Genomic DNA, 19,924 nt, shown 5'->3' on the forward strand with positions numbered 1-19,924 from the left:
GGGCTTAAGGATATTCGTGCCATCAGGATCTAGAAGACGGCGCGAATCCCTAGGCGTCGCCACGTGACCGTTTGGTCGGGGTAAGGATGACGAAGAAGGTCCTCATCGTGGAGGATAACGAGCTGAACATGAAGCTCTTTCATGATCTGCTCGAAGCCCAGGGTTACGAGACCCTGCAGACCCGCGAGGGTCTGTCGGCGCTGTCCATTGCTCGCGAGAATAAGCCCGACTTGATTCTGATGGACATCCAGCTGCCCGAGATCTCGGGTCTGGAAGTCACCAAGTGGCTCAAGGAAGACGACGATCTGGCCCACATCCCGGTGGTGGCCGTGACGGCCTTCGCCATGAAGGGCGATGAAGAGCGCATCCGCGAGGGTGGCTGCGAGGCCTACATCTCCAAGCCGATCTCGGTGGTTCACTTTCTGGACGTGATCAAGCGCCTGCTGGACAAGGTTCCCGCCGTATGAGCGCCCGGATCCTCGTCGTCGATGACATCGAGGCCAATGTCCGCCTGCTCGAGGCCAAGCTGACGGCTGAGTACTATGAGGTCTCGACCGCCATGGACGGGCCCACCGCGCTCGCGATGGCCGCCAAGGACCTGCCCGACATCATCCTGCTGGACGTCATGATGCCCGGCATGGACGGCTTCACCGTCTGCCGGAAGCTGAAAGAAGATCCCACGACCCGCCACATCCCGGTGGTGCTGATCACGGCCCTCGACGGGCGTGGCGATCGCATCCAGGGCCTGGAATCGGGCGCTTCGGACTTCCTGACCAAGCCGATCGACGACGTCATGCTGTTCGCCCGCGTGCGCAGCCTGACCCGTTTCAAGCTCGTGATCGACGAACTGCGCCAGCGCGAGGCCTCGGGCCGCCGCATCGGCGTGATCGCCGGCGCCGCCGCCCGCCTGGACGGCCTGGGCGGTCGCATCCTGATCGTCGACGACAACGAACGCCAGGCCCAGCGCATCGCCGCCGAGTTGGGCGTCGAGCATCGCCCGGTCATCGAGAGCGATCCCGAGAAAGCCAAGATCAGCGCCGGCGGTCCGGTCGACCTGGTCATCGTCAACGCCTCGGCCAAGGGCTTCGACGGCCTGCGCTTCACCGCCTCGCTGCGGTCGGAAGAGCGCACCCGCCAGTTGCCGGTCCTGGCCATGGTCGATCCCGACGACCGCGGCCGGATGGTCAAGGCGCTGGAGATCGGCGTGAACGACATCCTGTCGCGTCCCGTCGACCCGCAGGAGCTGTCGGCCCGCGTCAAGACGCAGATTCAGCGCAAGCGCTACACGGACTATCTGCGCAACAATCTCGATCACAGCCTGGAACTGGCCGTCACCGACCAGCTGACGGGCCTGCACAACCGCCGCTACATGACCGGCCAGCTCGACTCACTGGTCAAGCGCGCGACCATGGGCGGCGAGCCGGTCTCGGCCCTGCTGATCGACATCGATTTCTTCAAGAAGATCAACGACACCTTCGGCCATGACATCGGCGACGAGGTGCTGCGCGAGTTCGCCCTGCGCCTGGCCTCGAACGTCCGCGCCATCGACCTGCCGTGCCGCTTCGGCGGCGAGGAGTTCGTGGTGGTCATGCCCGACACCCAGCTGGCCGACGCCCTGCGCATCGCCGAGCGGATCCGCAACAATGTCTCCGGCTCGCCCTTCAAGGTGGCCCAGGGCCAGGAGTTGCTGACCGTGACCATCTCGATCGGCGTCTCGGCCACGATCGGCCAGGGCGACACGCCCGAAGCCCTGCTGAAGCGCGCCGACGAAGGCGTCTACCAGGCCAAGGCCTCGGGTCGTAACGCGGTGGTCGGCAAGGCCGCCTGATCGCGGCCTACGCCAATCAAAAGTTGAGACAAGTCCCTCCATGGATGTGATGCTGAGGCATCCGCCGGGGGACTGACACCATGCCGATCAATGTGACGTTCACGGATCCGACGGGGAAATACGTCGCCCAGACCGATGCGATGATCGCGAACGTGCAGGCCGCGTGGGGGATGTGGGCCTCGTACCTCGCTCCGTCGGACGCGACGCTCGAAGTCGACTTCCACATCGTCACCAACTACGCCAATCGCGGCGGCGGCCGGGCTTTGACCACGACGCCCGAGGTCACGGTCGACGGCCAAGTCACCGCCGCGGCCGGCACGGTCTATGAGCTGCGCACCGGCAACGATCCCAACGGCGCCTCGGCCGACATCGAGGTGTTCTTCGACGGCGATTTCCTGGCCTCCTGGTATTGGATCGATCCGTTGAACGGGACATCCGTGCCCGCCAACAAGAACAATCTGGTCGAGGTCATCGCCCACGAACTGGGCCACGCCCTGGGGTTCAACGGCTTCACCAACAACGACACCTTCGTGCTGGGCAGCTACGGCAGCCGCTACGACCGGCTGATCCAGGTCAAGGACGGCTTGCCCTATTTCGTGGGCGAAGCGGCGGTGGCGCTCTATGGCGGCCCTGTGCCGCTGACCGCCGGTAATGTCTTCCACGTCGGCAACAAGACCACGCCGCTGAGCACCGACCTGATGAACGGCCTCGTGTTCCGGACGGACGTTCGCTACCAGATCAGCAACCTGGATGTGGCCATCCTCAGCGACATGGGCACGGCCACGATCCTGTCGGACAAGCTGCTGGGCGGCGCCAAGGCCGATGTCATCCGCGGCGGGGCGGGCAATGACGAGATCCAGGGCTTCGCCGGCGACGACCTGATCGACGGCGGCATCGGCGCGGACACGGCGATCTATGCCGGCCCCTCCACCAACTATGCCTGGACCAGGAACGACAACGGCACGTGGACGGTGAAGGACCTGCGGACCGGCGCGCCGAACGGCGTGGACACGCTGCGCAGCATCGAAACGCTGAGGTTCGACGACAAGTCGGTCAGTCTGGCCAGCTCATCGGCCGTGGCCATTGCGGGCGACGCCCTGCTGCGTGGCGGGCAGTCGATGATCGTCGCCGACCTGGACGCCAAGGTCGCGGCCGGGACATACAACCAGGCCCTGGCCATGACTATCATCACCGCCGGCGCCAGCCTGACGACCTCGGTGGCGACGCTGAGTTATCTTTTCTTCACGGGAAAGGTCCCGGGCGACGCGGGCTACGACTACCTGGCCTCGCCCAACGGGCCGAACGCCAACAACCTCAACAGCGCCTACTACCAGAGCTTCAATCTGGAGAACCGCTATATCAACTTCGCGGTCAACCTGGGCAAGGTCGGCGAGGGCAAGGACGCCTTCACGACCAAGTACGGGGCGTTGAGCCTCTTCGAGGCGACCCGCGAGGCCTACAAGACCATCTTCGGCGGCGCGCCGACCGACGCCAAGGTCCACGCCCTGATCGACACGCGCGTCGACTACTTCGCCAGCTATGGCGGCGACGGCGCGACCGGCATCGGGACCAAGGCGGCCATGGTCGGCTGGCTGCTGGCCGAGGCGGTCAAGGCCGATGTCGGGGTGATGGCCAAGTCCAACGACGCCTGGCTGGCCGACCTGATCGACGGCTCGGCCCCGTTCGCCATCGACATCCTGCGGCCTGACCTCGGCTACTGGAAGGCCGACTTCGTCTTCGGTGGCGGCTGAGCGGGCGCCATCGCTCACATTTCACCGCTGAAACCCTTCCGTCCTTGCACGGATGATGCGTTCGGGCGAAATCGCTCGGATGAAGAAGATGCTTACCTGCGGCGTCCTCGCCGCCGCCGTCTCCGTGGGCTTGTGCGCCCAAGCCCAGGTCGTCGCCCAGAAGCCCGATCCCAAGCTGGTCGTGGTCATCTCGATCGACCAGTTCAGCGCCAATCTCTACGCCCAGCATCGCGGTGAGTTCGTCGGCGGCCTGAAGACGCTGAGCCAGGGCATCGTCTATCCGAACGGCTACCAGTCGCACGCCTTCACCGAGACCTGCCCGGGCCACTCGACCCTGCTGACGGGCAAGCATCCCAACAAGACCGGCATCAGCGCCAACGACTGGTACGACCGCGAGACCGGCAAGACGGTCTACTGCCTGGCCGATCCCAGCGTGACCCTGGCCGATGACCCCAAGGGCAGGGCGGTCAGCCCCGCCAACATGGTCGCCACCACCTATGGCGACTGGCTGAAAGAGGTCTCGCCCAAGAGCCGGGTGTTCGGCGTCTCGGGCAAGGATCGCGGCGCGATCACCATGTCGGGCCACCACGCCGAGGGCCAGTTCTGGTACCAGCCGGGCTTTGGCTTCACGACCTATGTCCGCGAGGGCCAGACGGCCGAGGAGCGGCTCAAGCCCGTCGTCGCCCTCAACGCCAAGCTGGTGGCGGACCTCAAGAAACACCCGTTCACCTGGGACTACGCCAAGGACTCGGCCAAGCGTTGCAAGGCGCTGGAGGCCGACTACGAGACCGGCGGCCGCAAGTGGCGCGCGGCGCTGCCGATCGCGTCCGCGACCAGCGACGCCGACAAGCAGCGCGACCTCTATGCCAGCCCCTATACCGACGCCGCGACCCTGGAGCTGGCCCAGAGCCTGCGCGAGACCTACGGTCTGGGCGACGGCCCGCAGGTCGACGTGCTGACCATCAGCCTGTCGGCCACCGACTTCATCGGCCACCGCTACGGCACGCGCGGTCCGGAGATGTGCGACCAGATCGCCCGCCTGGACGACCGCCTGGGCGCTTTCCTGAAGAGCCTGGACAAGGTGAAGGGCGGCGTGCTGGTCGCCCTGGCCGCCGACCACGGCGGGGCCGACTTCGTCGAGCGCCTGCATGACGAGGGCTATGACAGCGAGCGGGTGATCGGCAAGCCGTGGGTGGCCAAGCTCAGCGCCGAGGTGCGTGCGCAGCTGAACCTGTCGTGGGAGCCGGTGATGGCCGACGGCGGCATCGACCAGCTGTACGTGGTGGGTCCCGACCGCAAGACGCCCTCGATCACCGATCGCGCCCGCATCACCGCCGCCGCCCTGACGCTGATCAAGCGTGACCCGGCGGTCGCCGACGCCTTCGACTCCAACGCCATACTGACGATGGAGCCGGCGCCCGCCGACGCCGCGATCGAGGAGCTGTCGGTGGCCGAGCGCGTGCGCCGCAGCGTCTATCCGGGCCGGGTGGGCGACATTTTGATCGCCTTCAAGCCCAACCGCGTACCGGCCACGGCGGGGGCGACCTATGTCTCCACCCACGGCAGCCCCTGGGACTATGACCGCCGGGTGCCGATCCTGTTCTGGTGGAAGGGCGCGACCCCGCACGAGCGCGTGCTGCCGCTGGACACGGTCGACATCGCCCCGACCATCGCCGCCGTCACGGGCGTCAAGCCGCCGGCCGATGTGGACGGCGTCTGCCGGCCGCTGGTCTACGGCCAAGCTTGCTAAAACCGTTACATGCCGCCGCTAGACCTTGTCTTTCCGGGGGCGGCGCATGGGCTACGACAGCTTCTACTTCCTGAAGAAGGCTTACGGGATCTATCCCGGGGTCAGGGCGCCGGTGTCGGCGCGCTGCCTGCAGACGCACTATGCCCGCCGTCAGGCCCGGCGCGGCCCGATCCGGGCGGCGCTGGACGCGGTGGTGGGGCTGGGCTTCAAGGCCTGGATCCCATGGCGCGCGGCCAAGGTGCAGAAGAAGTTCGGCCTGGACGACACCTGGCGGGGCCGCGCCGTCGAGATCGCCCGCGCCCGCTTCGCCGATCCGAACGACCTGGCCCTGTTCCGCATCACTGACGCGGCCCAGCTGGACGACTACATCCGTCGCTACGAAGACGCGGCGCTGAACAAGCGCATCAACCCGCTGGGCTGGACCGCGCGCTGCGCCCTGGCCGACAAGGCCCGCTTCCAGGCCCGTTGCGCGGCCGCCGGCCTGCCCACGCCCCGGACCGTGGCCATCGTCCGCGACGGCCGCCTGGACCTGAAGGCCGATCCCGCCAGCCGTGACCTTGTCCTCAAGCCGGCGGACGGGGAGGGCGGCGACGGCGTCGTTATCCTGGAGCGGGTCAAGGACGCCGCCGACCTGGTCGCCCGCCTGCCGAAGGGGCGAGGCGTCTTCATCGTCCAGGATCGCATGCTGACCCATCCGGCGCTGCTGGGCCTGGCGCTCGACGCCCTGCCGACCGTGCGGATCGTGACCATGATGGACGAGGTCGGCGCGCCCGAGGCGGTCAGCGCCACCTTCCGCTTCGCCTCGGTGGCCGGGGCGCGGGTCGACAACATGAAGGCGGGCGGGCTGATCTCGGCGGTCGACCTGCCGATCGGGACCCTGGGCCTGGCTTGCAAGGGGTATGGCGGCGGCGACCACGCGGTACATCCCGTCACCGGCGCGACGATCATCGGTCGCCGGCTGCCCGACTGGCCGGCCGCCAAGGGCCTGGTCCGCCGCGCCCATGCCGAGGCCTTCGCCGACTACACGCTGATCGGCTGGGACGTGGCCCTGACCCCCGACGGCCCGGTGCTGATCGAGGGCAACGGCAAGCCCGGCGTGCTGATGCCCCAGCGCGCGGCGCGCCAGGGCCTGGGCGGCGGGCGCTATGGCGCGCTGCTGGCTTATCATCTTGCCATCAAACCGTAGCGAGCCCGTCACGAGGCCCGCCTAGGCTCTGAACCTCGTCATCCAGGCGGCTGTGGGTAGGGGCCCACCGGCCGCCGAGCCTGGGGAGGCCTGCCGATGACTCGCTACGCTGCTCCGCGAAGCCTTCCGCTCGAGGCCAAGCGCGCTCTACGCATCATGCTGATCGCCAAGCACGCCAAGGGGCGAGGCGAGCTGCACCCTGAGGACGGTACGCACGCGGTCTATCACTGCGAGATGCGCGAGACCCTGGAGGACATCGGGGTCAACCTGATGGTCGCCGACGAATACAGCGTGCTGTTCGAGCGCTCGGACGTCGACTTCGTGTTCCCGCTGCTGAACCGGGCCGGTTTCCTGAACTCAGAGATGCTGGTTCCGCTGCTCTGCAATCGCCTGGGCCTGCCGTATCTGGGCGCGTCCCCGATCCTGCGCGGCCTGTCGGACGACAAGCACCTGACCAAGCGCGCCGCCGCCGCGCGCGGCGTGCCGACCGCGCCGTGGGCCGTCTATCGCCGCGGCGCGCCGTTGGACGAGGCCCTGCTGCCGCCGGGCGACCACTTCGTGATCAAGCCCAACGCCTCCTCGGCCAGCTGGGGCGTCAGCGATGCTTTCGACTGGCAGGGCGTGCGCGAAGCGGTCGAGCGCCTGCAGGAGGAAGGTCACGACGTCATCGTCGAGCCGTTCATCCAGGGTCACGACATCGAGATTTCGGCCATCACGCTGAACGGCGAGCCCTTCGTCCTGCCCACCCAGATCGTCGAGCAGATCAACCCCGCCCAGCTGCGCACCTATCAGGAGAAGCGCAACCTGACCTCGGGCCAGGCCTATGAGATCCGGCCGCTGGAGGAGGGTGTCCTGCGCCGCGTCGCCGAGGAGCGGGCGCGGGTGATGATGCGCGAGTTCATGCCGTTCGATTACGGACGCTTCGAGTTCCGCCTCGACGTCGCCACCGGCCAGGTCCAGTTCCTGGAGGTCAATCTGAACTGCAATCTGTGGTCCAGAAAGACCATCTCGATGGCCGCCCAGCAGATGGGCTGGAGCCATGCGCAGCTGATCGAGACCATCCTGACCGAAAGCCTGGATCGCCAGGGCCTGCTGCAGAAAGCGCTCGATGTCGTCGCTGCCTAAGCCGTTCGCCAACTCTCCCTTTGTGGGCGTCATCCTGGCCGGGCAACGGCCTGGGAAAGTCGATCCGCTGGCCGAGGCGGCCGGGGTCGTGAACAAGAACCTCGTGCCGATCCAGGGCGCGCCGCTGGTGCGCTACGTGGTCGACGCCCTGGCCGCGACGCCGGGCCTCACCCGCCTGCGCATCGTCGTCGAGCCCGACACAGCGCCGCTGATCGACGCGGCCCTGCCGCACGGCGGCAAGTTGCTGATCGACTACGTCCCGGCCGCCAATAACCTCGCCGACAGCGTCTATGCCGCCGTCGAGGGCGTGGGCGACATGCCGATCCTGGTGACCACGGCCGACAACGTCCTGCTGACGCCCGGCGCGGTGACGCAGGTCCTGGCGGCCCTGGAGGTCGGAGCCGACGTCTCCCTGGCCATGGCCACGCAAGCGTCGGTGCTGGCGGCCCATCCGGAAGGCCAGCGTCGGTTCTACAAGTTCTGGGACGACGCCTATTCGAACTGCAATCTCTACGCCTTCGCCGGCCCCGCCGCGACGTCGGCGGCCGAGAGCTTCCGCAGCGGCGGGCAGTTCGCCAAGAAGCCGATGCGGATGATCATGGCCCTGGGGCCAATCAACCTGGCCCTGTTGTTGATGGGCCGGCTGTCGTTGCGCGGGGCGCTCAATCGCCTGGGCCGTCGCTTCCGACTCAAGGTCGAGCCGGTGGTCCTGGCCGACGGCGCCCACGCCATCGATGTCGACAACCAGCGCACCTATGCCGTGGCCGAAAGGTTGCTGGCCAAGCGGGCGCTGGCCGCCGCGGCCTGACCGTCCAAGCGGCGCCTTATCGTGGTTAGCAAAAGTTAAGGCGCTTTTTTAGGACCTCGAACATTCCTGTCGCACATCCTCCGTATGCATCCTATGCGGGAGGGCGTGGCGATGAGAGCAAGAGTTCGGGCAAGGAAGCATCCGTTCCCAGGCGGTTGGCTGGTCCTTGGCCTTTTGACGTGCGTGATGCTGTTCGTGCTGGGCGCCCAGGCCAGCGATCACCTGTCGGGCGGGCTGTCCACGGCCGCGATGCTCGGCGCGTTCGCCGCCGTCTGCGTCGGGCCGGTGCTGCTGATCATCACCGTGCTGTGGGGAAGCTTCGCGTTCTTCCGCTGGCTCTGGATCGGGCGCTAGGTAGGTAGAAACAAGAGACCCTCCCCCTCACGGGAGAGGTGGGAATCAAAAACGCCCGGCTAGCGATAGCCGGGCGTCTTGGTGTCGTTGCGCTGAAAGCGATCTTACTTGATCTTGCCTTCGCGGAATTCGACGTGCTTGCGGATGACCGGATCGTACTTCTTCAGCACCATCTTTTCGGTCTTGGTGCGGGCGTTCTTCTTGGTCACGTAGAAGAAGCCGGTGTCCGCCGTCGAGTTCAGGCGGATCTTAATGGAAGCCGGTTTGGCCATGGTCGAATCCCTGCGGTGGTCGCGCAGGTTCCCGCGCGTTGGAAATAAGAGGCGCGGAACATACTCATCAATGACTCAAAGTCAATTGGCAGCGGTGCAGCGCCTGTAAGGAAAGTCCGCCGCTCGGGCCTGACCGCCGACGGAGCCCTCGATCCGGGCCACCAGGGTGTCCTTGTCGACCAGCCGGTACAGGATCCGCTGCGGGAAGTCGTGCTGCGGGTTCTCGAAGGTGACGGCGTTGTCGCCGATCTCCTTCACCGGGAAGGCCGACTCGGCCTGGCCCGAGGGAATCGCCACGTACTGCAGCTTGCCGTCGGCGGCCGGCAGGATGCGCATGAACTCGAATTCGCGCAGCTTGCCGTCACGGACCGTGCGGCTCATGCCGATCATCGCCCCGCCGGCCGGCGCCAGCCACTGTTCCTCGATCTTGGCGCCGTTGGGCCGGGTCAGGGTCCAGCAGCCGCCGATGAAGGCCAGCTTGTCGATGTCCGTGGGCGCGGCCGGCGTGGCGGCCAGGGCCAGGGCGATCAGTGTGGCGAGCATGTGCTTCCCCCCGGAAGCTCACCTACAAATGGGTGAGATGCCGTTTGCCATTGAGGAAGCGCATGAAGGGGGCCGGTCGTCCAGTCTCTGCCAGCCTTTGTCCGACTTCGTGAAGGACGAAGCGGGTGATGTTGGGCAGGTCCAGGGCCATGGCCTCCTGGAAATCGACCCAGGCGATCTCGTCCAGCTCGCCGCAGTCGGGGCGGCGGTCCAGGGAGAGCAGCGCCTCGGCCGGGGCCATGAAGAACCGGGCGTCGAAGCGCCGGTTGCGATAGGGCGGGGTGATGGCGCGGGCCACGAAGGACAGCGGCGCCAGGTCGGGCAGGGCGCCCTGGGCCAGGAATGGCCGCCAGGGCCCCGCGCCGGGCCGTACAGGGGATTCCTGGGCCAGCAGCAGGCCTGTCTCCTCGAAGGTCTCGCGCACGGCCGCCAGGGCCAGGGCGCGGGCCAGGCGGGCAGGCTTGGGATGGCGGGGTTCGAGGCTCAGGCGGGCGGCGACGTCGGGCGAGAGTTCGGTGGCGCTGGGGGCGTCGTAGTCGGTCTTGTCGACCCGGCCGCCGGGGAACACCCACTTGTCGGGCATGAAGGCATGGCCGCCGTTGCGGCGACCCATCAACACACGCGGCGAGGGGCCGTCGGTGCGGACGATGATCACCGTGGCCGCGTGCTTGGGCTTCAGCGCCGCGCCGGTGTCGCGCACGGCGCCGTCGTTGATCGTGTCGAATTTCGCGTCGATCGGCGGCAGGGTCATGCGAGCAAGGTTAGACCGATTGCGCCGCCTGGAAAGACCGACGTAACGTCAGGTCGTATTCTTGAGGGGCTTATCATGATCGGACGGATTTCGACGCTGGCGCTGGTCGCCGGCCTGGCTGTTGGCGCGCCGGCCCTAAGCTCACAAGCGATGGCCGCGCCATCCAAGGCTCAGGTCGAGGCGGCGGCCAAGGCCGTCCAGCCCAAGGTCATCGCCTGGCGACGGGACATCCACCAGCATCCCGAGCTGGGCAACCAGGAGGTCCGCACCTCGGCCCTGATCGCCAAGGAACTGAAGGCCCTGGGCTTCGAGGTTCGCGAGAACGTCGGCAAGACCGGCGTGGTGGGCATCCTCAAGGGCGGCAAGCCCGGCAAGGTCGTGGCCCTGCGCGCCGACATGGACGCCCTGCCGGTCGAGGAAAAGACCGGCCTGCCGTTCGCCTCCAAGGTCACCGCGACCTGGGAAGGCCGCACGGTGCCCGTCATGCACGCCTGCGGTCACGACACCCACGTGGCCATGCTGCTGGGCACGGCGACGGTGCTGGCCGGCATGAAGAAGGACATCAAGGGCACGGTCGTCCTGATCTTCCAGCCTGCCGAGGAAGGCCCGCAGGCCGGCGAGGAGGGCGGCGCCAAGCTGATGATCCGCGACGGCGCGCTGGACCAGCCCAAGGTCGACGCGATCTTCGGCGTCCACATCGGCCCCGGCGACCCGCACCAACTGAACTATCGGCCCGAGGGCTTCTACGCTTCGTCCGACCGGCTAACGATCACGGTGAAGGGCAGACAGACCCACGGCGCGCGGCCCTGGGCTGGCGTCGACATGGCCAGCGTGGCCGCCGACATCATCCAGGCCATGAACCAGATCGCCGCCCGCCAGGTCGATGTCGGCGCCTCGCCGTCGGTGGTGACCATCGCGGTGATCAACATGGGCATGCGCCAGAACATCATCCCCGAGGACCTGAAAATGGAGGGGACCATGCGGACCTTCTCCAAGGCCCGCCACGAGGATCTGGTCGCCAAGGTGCAGAAGGCGGTGGCCAGCATCGGCGACCGCTACGGCGCCAAGGCCGAGGCGGTGTTCAGCCAGCCCTATCCGGTGACCTACAACGACCCGCCGCTGTCGGCCTGGGTCAAGGCCAGCCTGGAAAAGGCCTCGCCCGGCAAGGTCGACGACAAGGCGGCGCTGGTGACCGGAGCCGAGGACTTCTCGATGTATGCCGAGAAGGTCCCGGGGGTGTTCGTGCAACTGGGCGGCCGCAAGGCGGACGTGCCGGCCGCGACGGCGCCGGCCAATCACTCGCCGTTCTTCGACGTGGATGAGGCGGTGTTCGAGACCGGCGTGAAGGCCGAGGTGTTTATGGCGCTGGATTACTTGGAGAAGAAGTAGGGGCCCAAATCCTCCCCCTAGCGGGGGAGGTGGCGCGAAGCGCCGGAGGGGGAACTTGTCCTGGCCTGGCTTCTTCCCCCTCCGTCGCCTGCGCCGACACCTCCCCCGCTAGGGGGAGGATCTATTACTCGGCCGCCGTTCTCTCAGCGAACCACGGGGTGATGCGGCGCAGGGCTTCCTCGACCTCGGGCGTCGAGACCGCGAAGCTGAAGCGGATGAAGTGCTTGCCCTCGACCGGGTCGAAGTCGACGCCGGGCGCGGTCGCCACGCCGGTGTCGCGCAGCAGCTGCTGGCAGAACCCCAGCGAGTCATCCGTCAGGTGGCCGATGTCGGCCCAGATGTAGAACGCCCCGTCCGGCGGCGCGATCTTGCGCAGGCCCAGGGCCGGCAGGGCGTCCAGCATCAACTGGCGGTTGGCGCGGTAGACGTCGATATGGGCTTCCAGCTCGTCGATGCAGTCCATGGCCGCCAGGCCTGCGTGCTGGCTCAGCGACGGCGCGGTCAGGAACAGGTTGCCGACATAGGCGCGGGCGCGGTCCAGGTCCTCGCCCTTGGGCGTCAGCAGCCAGCCCAGCCGCCAGCCGGCCATGCTGAAGTACTTGCTGAAGCTGTTGACGATCAGGGCGTCGGGCGCGAACTCCAGCATCGAGGGCGTGCGGCCGGTGTAGCTGAGGCCGTGATAGATCTCGTCGCTGATGATGCGGATGCCGCGCTCGGCGCACACCTTGGCGATGGCCTCCAGTTCCTCGGGCGCGATGATCGTGCCGGTCGGGTTGGCGGGGCTGGCGACGATCACGCCGGCCGGGGCGGGGTCCAGTTCCGCCAAGTGCTTGGCGGTCAGCTGGAAGCGGTCTTCCGGTCCGCAGGCGATCTCAACCGGCTCCAGGTGCAGGGCCTTCAGGCTGTTGCGGTAGGCGACATAGCCGGGGCGGGCCAGGGCGATGCGGTCGCCGGGCGTGAACACGCTGGACAGCGCCAGCACCAGGGCCGGCGAGGCCCCGCAGGTCAGGACGATCCGCTCGGGCTCGACCGTGACGCCGTAGAGGGTCTGGTAGCGCTGGGCGATCCGCTCGCGCAGCAGCGGGCTTTCCCAGTAGCCCATGGCCTCGGCGTCGAGGATCTGGTGTGCCGTCTCGATCGCCTTGCTCGGCGCGCCGGTCGAGGGCTGGCCGAACTCCATGTGGATGATCGACGCGCCCTCGGCCTTCAGCTGGTGAGCCAGGCGACTGATGGCGATGGCGTGGAACGGTTCGATTTCGGCGCGCATGTGCGTGGCATAGCTGGGTTTGACGCGACGCGCATCCCGGATGAGAAGGGGACATGCTCGCTCTGCTTCTCGCCGCCGCCATCGTGCAAACCCCGCTGCCGCTGAACATCGGCGGACGCGTCGCGCCGGCGCCGGGCGGGGCGTACGACTTCGGCTGGCCGGGCGTCTATTTCGAAGGACGGTTCACTGGGGCCGAGGTCGAGATAGCGGTCGACACCAAGGCCGAGCACCTGGCCGTCAGCATCGACGGCGTGCGCAAGGCCGAACTGACCAAGACCGGCGATATGCGGCTGAAGCTGGATCGCCTGGGTCCCGGCGAACACGTCGTGCGCCTGGACAAGCTGACCGAGAGCCAGACCGGCCTGGCGCGGTTCGGGGGCTTCTTCGTCGAGAAGGGCAGGGCGCTGCCGGCTCCCATGCGCCCGCGCCGGATCGAGTTCATCGGCGACTCGCACACCGTCGGCTACGGCGTGCGCTCGACCAGCCGCGACTGCACCGAGCAACAGGTCCACGACCTGACCGACACCAGCCTGGCCTTCGGACCGATCCTGGCCGGGCGCCTGGACGCCGACTACCGGATCGAAGCCTTCTCGGGTCGAGGCGTGGTGCGCAATTACAACGGCGTGGCGGCCGGCGAGCCGCTGCCGTTCCTGCTCCCGCGCGTGATCCCGGGGCAGCCTGAGCCGCGCGTTGCGAACGACGCCTGGAAGCCGGACGTCCTGGTCATCGGCCTGGGCACGAACGACTTCTCGACGCCGTTGCACGCGGGCGAGGCCTGGGCCGACGTGGCGGCGCTGCGCAAGGACTACCGCGAGACCTACATCACCTTCGTACAGGGCCTGAAGGTCAGCCGGCCCGGTGCGCGGGTCTTCCTGATCGCAGGCGATGCGTTCGCCGAAGACGTCGCCGAGGTCGCCGACCGCACCGGCGCCAAGGCCGTGCGGATTACCGACATGGACCGCGCCGCCTGCCACTGGCACCCATCGGTGGCGGACCAGAAGATGATGGCGGACAAGCTCGAGGCGGCGATCGCGGCGAACTAGCGCCGCTTCCCGCGCCGGACGCCCTTCGGCAAGCCACCGCGCGGCTTCACCGCCGCCTGCCGCCTGGCCCCCAAGCGCGGACGCGGCATGTTCGGATCGGCCGGCATCGGGTCGCTGAGCATCTCGAACAGCAGGCCGCCGGTCACCGGCGTGGCCTCGACCAGCTTGACCTCGACGTTCATGCCCAGCGTCCAGCGCTGGCCGGTGCGGTCGCCGACCAGGGCGTGCAGCTTTTCGTCGTGGACGAAGAACTCTTCGCCCAGGGTCGAGACCGGCACCAGGCCGTCGGCGCCGGTGTCGGCTAGCTTCACGAACAAGCCAAAGCGGGTGACGCCGGTGACTCGGCCCGCGAAGGTCGCGCCCACGCGGTCGGCCAGGAAGGCGGCGATGTAGCGGTCGGTGGCGTCGCGCTCGGCGGCCATGGCCCGGCGCTCGGCGTGGGTGATGACCTCGGCCGTGTCCTTGATCTGGGCGATGTCCTGATCGGTGAGACCATCGTCGCCCAGGCCCAGCGCCCGGATCAGGCCCCGGTGGACGATCAGGTCGGCATAACGCCGGATGGGGCTGGTGAAGTGGGCGTACTTGGCCAGGTTCAGGCCGAAGTGGCCTATGTTGTCGGCGCTGTAGTGGGCCTGCATCTGGGTGCGCAGGACCACCTCGTTGATGATCGCCGCGTTCGGACCCTCGCGCGTCTCGTCCAGCAGCTTGTTGAACCGCGCGGTCTGCGGGGCCTGACCCTTGTCCCAGCGGATTTCCAGCGTCTGCAGGAAGTCGGCGAGGTTTTGCACCTTCTCCAGGCTGGGCGTGTCGTGCACGCGGTAGATCAGCGGCGAGCGCTTGGCTTCCAGGCTCTCGGCGGCGCAGACATTGGCCTGCACCATCATCTCCTCGATCAGCTTGTGGGCTTCCAGGCTGGGGCGCTTGGTGATCGACAGGATCTCGCCCTCGCGGATGATGATCCGGCGCTCGTCGCTCTCGATGGCCAGCGGCGAGCGGGCGTCGCGGCCGATCTTCATCGTCCGATAGGCTTCCCACAGGGGCTGCAGGATCGGCTCCAGCAGCGGGCCGGACTTGTCGTCCGGCTGGCCGTCGATGGCCGACTGGGCTTGCTCGTAGCTGAGCTTGGCGGCCGAGCGCATCAGGCCCCGCACGAACTTGTGGCCCTTCTTGCGGCCCGACTTGTCGAACACCATCCGCACGGCCAGGGTGGCGCGGTTCTCACTCTCACGCAGCGAGCACAGCCCGTTCGACAGAGTCTCGGGCAGCATCGGTTCGACCCGGTCGGGGAAGTAGACGCTGTTGCCCTTCTCGCGGGCGTCGCGATCCAGGGCCGAGCCGGGGCGCACATAGGCCGCGACGTCGGCGATGGCCACCCAGACCACCCAGCCGCCGACATTGGTCGCGTCCTCGTCGAGATGGGCGAAGACGGCGTCGTCATGGTCGCGGGCGTCCACCGGGTCGATGGTCACGAACGGCAGATGCCGCAGGTCTTCGCGGCCCGTCAGCGTCGGCTCGACGGCGGTCTTGGCCTCGCGTTCGGCTTCTTCGGAGAAGCCCGTCGGGATGCCGTGGCTATGGATGGCGATCAGCGAGGCGGCGCGGGGATCGTTCTCGGTGCCAACGACTTCCAGCACCTTGCCGGGCTTGGGACCATAACGGCCGCCGTGCGTGCCGACCTGGGCCAGGACGAGATCGCCGTCCTTGAAGTCGTGGGCGACGCTGGGATCCAGGACCAGCACGTCCTTGGACTTTCGGTCCACTGGCTCGACCCGGATTTCCTTGCGGTGCTTGCGGATGACGCCCAGCACCTTGTGGGCGCTCTGGCCCAACTTCTTGATCAGCTTGGCTTCGAACTCGCCGGTCTCCAGGCGTTCGAAGCGGACCAGCAGGCGGTCGCCCAGGCCTGGCGCGCCGGCCGCGGCCTCGCCCTTGGTCGGGGCCAGGCGGACGTTCGGCACGTCGTCGTCGGACTTGGTCAGTTTGACGTAAAGCTCGCCGTCGCCATCGCGGTCGACCACGTCGGCCACGCCCACCGGCGGCAGGGAGCCGGCCTCGGCGAAGCCCTTGCGGCCGCGCTTGGCCAGAGCCCCCTGGGCCTCCAGCTCGCGGATCATCTCGCGCAGGGCCCGGCGGTCGGCGCCCTTGAGGCCGAAGTGGCGTGCGATGTCGGCCTTGCCGCTCTCACCGGCGTCGCGCAGGAACGCGATCAGCGTGTCGCGGTCAGGCAGACCGGCGGGCGGCCTCTCTTTCGAGGATTGGGGCTTGAAAGTCTTGGTCGGGCGAAGTTTGGCCATGTCCTGCCTTACCCCGTTACGGGGGCGGATGGCCAGTCAGGGACCCTAGTACAGATCTTCGATGGAGCGCGGCGGCGTCGGTTCGGTCGGCTTGGGCGCGGCCGGTGCGGCGGCTGGCGCGGCGACGGGTGGGGCCTCGATCACCGGGGCGGCGATCGGCGCTTCCTGCTCGACGGTCTCGACCTCGACGGCCTTGGGCTTGGGCTTCTCGACCGGCGGCGGCTCGTAGGCGAGGGCGGGCGCGGCGTCCTTGACCGGCACGCCCGACACCTCGGCCAGAGGCTGCTTGGACAGCTCGGCCCCGCCGTGATCGATCTTCATGGCGTTGGTGATGCCCATGGCGAAGCCGCCCACGCAGCACAGGATCAGCGCGGACACCACGACATGCAGCGGCAGGGGACGTTCCAGCGTCGTCATGCCTGAACTCTACTCCCCTGCCGTCAAACTGAACAGATTAGGCTTCGTCGTCCCAGGGGGCGGCGCCGTCCTCGGTCGTGTCTGCTGCGGCCTTGGCTTTCGGAGCAGCCTTTTTCGCAGCCGGTTTCTTGGCGGCGGGCTTCTTCGCGGCCGTCTTCTTGGCCGGCGCGTCGCCTTCAGCCTTGGCAGCGGCCTTCTTCGGCGCAGCGGCCTTCTTCGCCGGCTTCTTGCCACCGCCCTTGGCGGCGCGTTCGGCGATCAGGGCCACGGCCTCTTCCATGGTGATGGAGGCCGGGTCCTTGCCCTTGGGCACGTTGGCGTTGGTGTCGCCGTGCTTGATGTAGGGGCCAAAGCGACCCGACAGCACGCGCACCGGCTTGCCGTCCTCGGGGTGATTGCCCAGCTCGGCCAGGGCCGCCGCGGCGCCGCGCTGCGGACGTCCGCCGCCGGCGCGCTTGTCGGCCAGGATGGCGACGGCGCGGTTCAGGCCGACGTCGAACACCTCGTCGGCGTTCTCCAGATTGGCGTAGGTGCCGTCGTGCAGCACGAACGGTCCGAAGCGTCCCAGGCCCGCCGTGATGACCTTGCCGTCGTCCGGGTGCTTGCCGACTTCACGCGGCAGCGAGAGCAGGCGCAGGGCCTTCTCCAGGTCCATGGCCGAGGCGATCCAGCCCTTGGGCAGGGACGAGCGCTTGGGCTTCTCGCCGCTGTCGGCGGCGGCCAGTTCCTCGACATACGGACCGAAGCGACCGTTCTTCAGCCACACGGCCAGGCCGGTCGCCGGGTTGGTCCCCAGCTCCTTGTCGGTGCTCTCGGCCTCGCCATCGCCTTCCGACACGCCCAACTGGCGGGTGTAGCGGCACTCCGGATAGTTCGAGCAGCCGATGAAGGCCCCGAACTTGCCGGTCTTCAGCGACAGCTGGCCGCTGCCGCAGGTCGGGCACAGGCGCGGGTTCGAACCATCGCCCTTGTCGGGGAAGATGTGCGGGCCCAGGGCCTCGTTCAGGGCGTCCAGGACGTTGGTCGTGCGCAGCTCGGCGATCTCGCCGACGGCCGCGTGGAAGTCCTTCCAGAAGTCGCGGAGGAACTGTTTCCAGTCCAGCTTGCCGTCCGACACCAGGTCGAGCTGCTCTTCCAAGGCGGCGGTGAAGTCGTACTCGACGTAGCGCTTGAAGAACTGCTCCAGGAACGCCGTGACCAGGCGGCCCTTGTCCTCGGGGACGAAGCGCTGCTTGTCCATCTTCACGTATTCGCGGTCGCGCAGCACGGTCAGGACCGAGGCGTAGGTCGACGGACGGCCGATCCCCAGCTCTTCCATCTTCTTGACCAGGCTGGCTTCCGAATAGCGCGGGGGCGGTTCGGTGAAGTGCTGGTCGGCGCGGGCCTCGATGACCTTGGCGGCGGCGCCTTCTTCGATCATCGGCAGGCGGGCGCTGTCTTCGCCTTCCTCGTCGTCACGGCCTTCTTCATAGACGGCCAGATAGCCGGGGAAGAGCACGACCTGGCCCGTGGCGCGCATGCCGGTCTGGCCGTCAGCGCTTTCCAAGTCGACCGTGGTGCGCTCGATGCGGGCGCTTTCCATCTGCGAAGCGATCATCCGCTTCCAGATCAGCTCGTACAGGCGGCCGAGGTCACCCTCCAGGCGCAGCGAGCCGGGGTTGCGGTTCAGGCTGGTCGGGCGGATGGCTTCGTGGGCCTCCTGCGCGTTCTTGGCCTTGGCCTTGTAGTAGCGCGGGGTCTCGGGAACGTACGGCGCGCCATAGACGCTGCCGATCACGCTGCGCGCCTCGGCGATGCCTTCCGGCTCGACCGACACGCCGTCGGTCCGCATGTAGGTGATCAGACCGACGGTCTCGCCGCCGATGTCGATGCCTTCATACAGCTTCTGGGCGGCCTGCATGGTGCGCTGGGCGCTGAAGCCCAGCTTGCGGGCGGCTTCCTGCTGCAGCGTCGAGGTGGTGAAGGGCGGGGCGGGTGAGCGCTTGCCGGGCTTCTTCTCGACGGCGGCGACCTTGAACACGGCGGCGCCCACGGCGGCCTTGGCGGCAAGGGCCGAGGTCTCGTTGCCCAGGTCGAACTTGGTGAGCTTCTTGCCGTCGTGCTTGACCAGGCGGGCCAGGAACGGATCGGCGCCGGCCGAGACGTCGGCGTCGACGGTCCAGTATTCCTGGGTCTTGAAGCGCTCGATCTCGATCTCGCGGTCGACGATCAGGCGCAGGCAGACCGACTGCACGCGGCCGGCCGAGCGGCTGCCCGGCAGCTTGCGCCACAGCACCGGCGAGAGGGTGAAGCCGACCAGGTAGTCGAGGGCGCGGCGGGCCAGATAGGCCTCGACCAGCTCCATGTCGACGTCGCGCGGATTGGCCATGGCCTCCAGCACGGACGTCTTGGTGATGGCGTTGAAGGTGACGCGCTGGATCGACTTGTCCTTCAGCGCCTTCTTCTTGTTCAGCACTTCCAGAACGTGCCAGCTGATCGCTTCCCCTTCACGATCCGGGTCAGTGGCCAGGATGAGGCGGTCGGCCTTCTTCAGGGCGTCGACGATGTCGCTGACGCGCTTGCTGGCCTTGGCGTCGACTTCCCAGCTCATGGCGAAGTCGTTGTCCGGTTCGACCGAACCGTCCTTAGACGGCAGGTCGCGGATGTGGCCGTACGAGGCGAGAACCGTGTAGTCGGACCCGAGGTACTTGTTGATGGTCTTGGCCTTGGCCGGGCTCTCGACGACGACGACGTTCATTCTGACTCTGGGCTGTAAAAGCGGATCGCCCTGGAGGCGAGCGCCGGGAAAGTGGGGCTACACTGGGGGTCTGTCAACGCAAGCCGGTCGCAACAGCGCCGCTTAGCCGGTTGTTAAGACCGTTGTGACAGCATCTTCCTGTCGTTTTGTGACCGGATGCCAATGGACATGACTGTCAATCGGATCGCCACCGAGGCTTACGTCTCGCCGATCCGAGAAATCAAGCCCGTGACCTCGAACGCCGAACGCGCGGAAATCGCCGATCGGCTGAAGCAGGCTGTGCGCGCCGCGCCGGCCGCCGGGACGGGTCTGTTGGTCGACCTCTCGGTCTAAGAACCCCTTTCAAGCTCTACCAATCGCCACGTTCCTGACGCGGGACCGTGGCCAAGTCGCGTCTTGGGCCGGCGCT

The 19,924-nt window shown here is 67.7% G+C and carries 18 protein-coding genes; 11 read left to right on the top strand and 7 right to left on the bottom strand.

From position 1 onward, the window contains the following. Nucleotides 1-86 precede the first annotated feature (86 nt). The 8 genes from divK to AC1RR5_RS05195 all read left to right on the top strand — a co-directional run bounded on the left by divK (nucleotide 87) and on the right by AC1RR5_RS05195 (nucleotide 8,802). Nucleotides 87-467 (top strand): cell-cycle response regulator DivK, encoded by a 381-nt coding sequence (gene divK / locus AC1RR5_RS05160; RefSeq protein ID WP_492920023.1) that lies wholly within the window; start codon nucleotides 87-89, stop codon nucleotides 465-467. Next, the gene (locus AC1RR5_RS05165) at nucleotides 464-1,828 is read left to right on the top strand and encodes a PleD family two-component system response regulator (protein WP_492920024.1); all 1,365 of its coding nucleotides are present in this window, start codon (nucleotides 464-466) and stop codon (nucleotides 1,826-1,828) included. The genes divK and AC1RR5_RS05165 overlap by 4 nt, the downstream gene beginning before the upstream one ends. Before the next feature lie 80 nt (nucleotides 1,829-1,908). Further along, nucleotides 1,909-3,579 (top strand): hypothetical protein, encoded by a 1,671-nt coding sequence (locus AC1RR5_RS05170; RefSeq protein ID WP_492920025.1) that lies wholly within the window; start codon nucleotides 1,909-1,911, stop codon nucleotides 3,577-3,579. A gap of 88 nt (nucleotides 3,580-3,667) precedes the next feature. After that, nucleotides 3,668-5,329 carry an alkaline phosphatase PhoY gene (phoY, locus tag AC1RR5_RS05175; RefSeq protein ID WP_492920568.1) on the top strand — a complete coding sequence of 554 codons (1,662 nt, stop codon included), beginning with the start codon at nucleotides 3,668-3,670 and terminating at the stop codon, nucleotides 5,327-5,329. Nucleotides 5,330-5,375: 46 nt separating this feature from the next. Beyond that, nucleotides 5,376-6,515 (top strand): sugar-transfer associated ATP-grasp domain-containing protein, encoded by a 1,140-nt coding sequence (locus AC1RR5_RS05180; protein WP_492920026.1) that lies wholly within the window; start codon nucleotides 5,376-5,378, stop codon nucleotides 6,513-6,515. A gap of 96 nt (nucleotides 6,516-6,611) precedes the next feature. Beyond that, complete coding sequence (locus AC1RR5_RS05185; protein ID WP_492920027.1) at nucleotides 6,612-7,640, top strand: D-alanine--D-alanine ligase family protein; 1,029 nt, start codon at nucleotides 6,612-6,614, stop codon at nucleotides 7,638-7,640. Continuing rightward, nucleotides 7,624-8,448, top strand: coding sequence for an NTP transferase domain-containing protein (locus tag AC1RR5_RS05190; protein WP_492920028.1), 825 nt, complete (start codon nucleotides 7,624-7,626; stop codon nucleotides 8,446-8,448). Before AC1RR5_RS05185 ends, AC1RR5_RS05190 begins: the two co-directional genes overlap by 17 nt. 186 nt (nucleotides 8,449-8,634) lie before the next feature. Continuing rightward, the gene (locus tag AC1RR5_RS05195; protein WP_492920029.1) at nucleotides 8,635-8,802 is read left to right on the top strand and encodes a hypothetical protein; all 168 of its coding nucleotides are present in this window, start codon (nucleotides 8,635-8,637) and stop codon (nucleotides 8,800-8,802) included. Nucleotides 8,803-8,906: 104 nt separating this feature from the next. Here AC1RR5_RS05195 and rpmG read toward each other — a convergent pair whose 3' ends face one another. The 3 genes from rpmG to AC1RR5_RS05210 form a co-directional block, all read right to left on the bottom strand. Continuing rightward, entirely contained in the window at nucleotides 8,907-9,074 is a 168-nt protein-coding gene (gene rpmG / locus AC1RR5_RS05200) for a 50S ribosomal protein L33 (protein ID WP_010920317.1), read from the bottom strand. A gap of 81 nt (nucleotides 9,075-9,155) precedes the next feature. Beyond that, nucleotides 9,156-9,617 carry a DUF6265 family protein gene (locus tag AC1RR5_RS05205; protein WP_492920030.1) on the bottom strand — a complete coding sequence of 154 codons (462 nt, stop codon included), beginning with the start codon at nucleotides 9,615-9,617 and terminating at the stop codon, nucleotides 9,156-9,158. Nucleotides 9,618-9,639: 22 nt separating this feature from the next. Continuing rightward, complete coding sequence (locus AC1RR5_RS05210) at nucleotides 9,640-10,368, bottom strand: NUDIX hydrolase (protein WP_492920031.1); 729 nt, start codon at nucleotides 10,366-10,368, stop codon at nucleotides 9,640-9,642. 75 nt (nucleotides 10,369-10,443) lie between these two features. On the opposite strand from AC1RR5_RS05210, the gene AC1RR5_RS05215 reads away from it, so the two are divergent. After that, entirely contained in the window at nucleotides 10,444-11,757 is a 1,314-nt protein-coding gene (locus AC1RR5_RS05215; RefSeq protein WP_492920032.1) for an amidohydrolase, read from the top strand. Between the two features lie 124 nt (nucleotides 11,758-11,881). Here the strand turns inward: AC1RR5_RS05215 and AC1RR5_RS05220 are convergent, their stop codons facing one another. Continuing rightward, nucleotides 11,882-13,024, bottom strand: a complete 1,143-nt coding sequence (locus AC1RR5_RS05220) for a pyridoxal phosphate-dependent aminotransferase (RefSeq protein WP_492920033.1) — start codon at nucleotides 13,022-13,024, stop codon at nucleotides 11,882-11,884. 53 nt (nucleotides 13,025-13,077) lie between these two features. On the opposite strand from AC1RR5_RS05220, the gene AC1RR5_RS05225 reads away from it, so the two are divergent. Next, nucleotides 13,078-14,067, top strand: coding sequence for an SGNH/GDSL hydrolase family protein (locus AC1RR5_RS05225; protein WP_492920034.1), 990 nt, complete (start codon nucleotides 13,078-13,080; stop codon nucleotides 14,065-14,067). On the opposite strand, the gene rnr is transcribed toward AC1RR5_RS05225, so the two are convergent. Genes rnr through topA form a run of 3 tightly spaced genes read right to left on the bottom strand, consistent with a single transcriptional unit; the run spans nucleotide 14,064 to nucleotide 19,515 of the window. Next, nucleotides 14,064-16,361, bottom strand: coding sequence for a ribonuclease R (gene rnr / locus AC1RR5_RS05230; protein ID WP_492920035.1), 2,298 nt, complete (start codon nucleotides 16,359-16,361; stop codon nucleotides 14,064-14,066). The two genes, AC1RR5_RS05225 and rnr, sit on opposite strands and share 4 nt — an antisense overlap. Before the next feature lie 45 nt (nucleotides 16,362-16,406). After that, entirely contained in the window at nucleotides 16,407-16,778 is a 372-nt protein-coding gene (locus AC1RR5_RS05235) for a hypothetical protein (protein ID WP_492920036.1), read from the bottom strand. Between the two features lie 37 nt (nucleotides 16,779-16,815). After that, nucleotides 16,816-19,515 carry a type I DNA topoisomerase gene (gene topA / locus AC1RR5_RS05240; protein ID WP_492920037.1) on the bottom strand — a complete coding sequence of 900 codons (2,700 nt, stop codon included), beginning with the start codon at nucleotides 19,513-19,515 and terminating at the stop codon, nucleotides 16,816-16,818. 162 nt (nucleotides 19,516-19,677) lie between these two features. Between topA and AC1RR5_RS05245 the strand changes: the two genes are divergently transcribed. Further along, nucleotides 19,678-19,848 (top strand): hypothetical protein, encoded by a 171-nt coding sequence (locus AC1RR5_RS05245; protein WP_297508785.1) that lies wholly within the window; start codon nucleotides 19,678-19,680, stop codon nucleotides 19,846-19,848. Nucleotides 19,849-19,924 lie beyond the last annotated feature (76 nt).

Source organism: Caulobacter sp. GW821-FHT11E11, assembly GCF_058808315.1.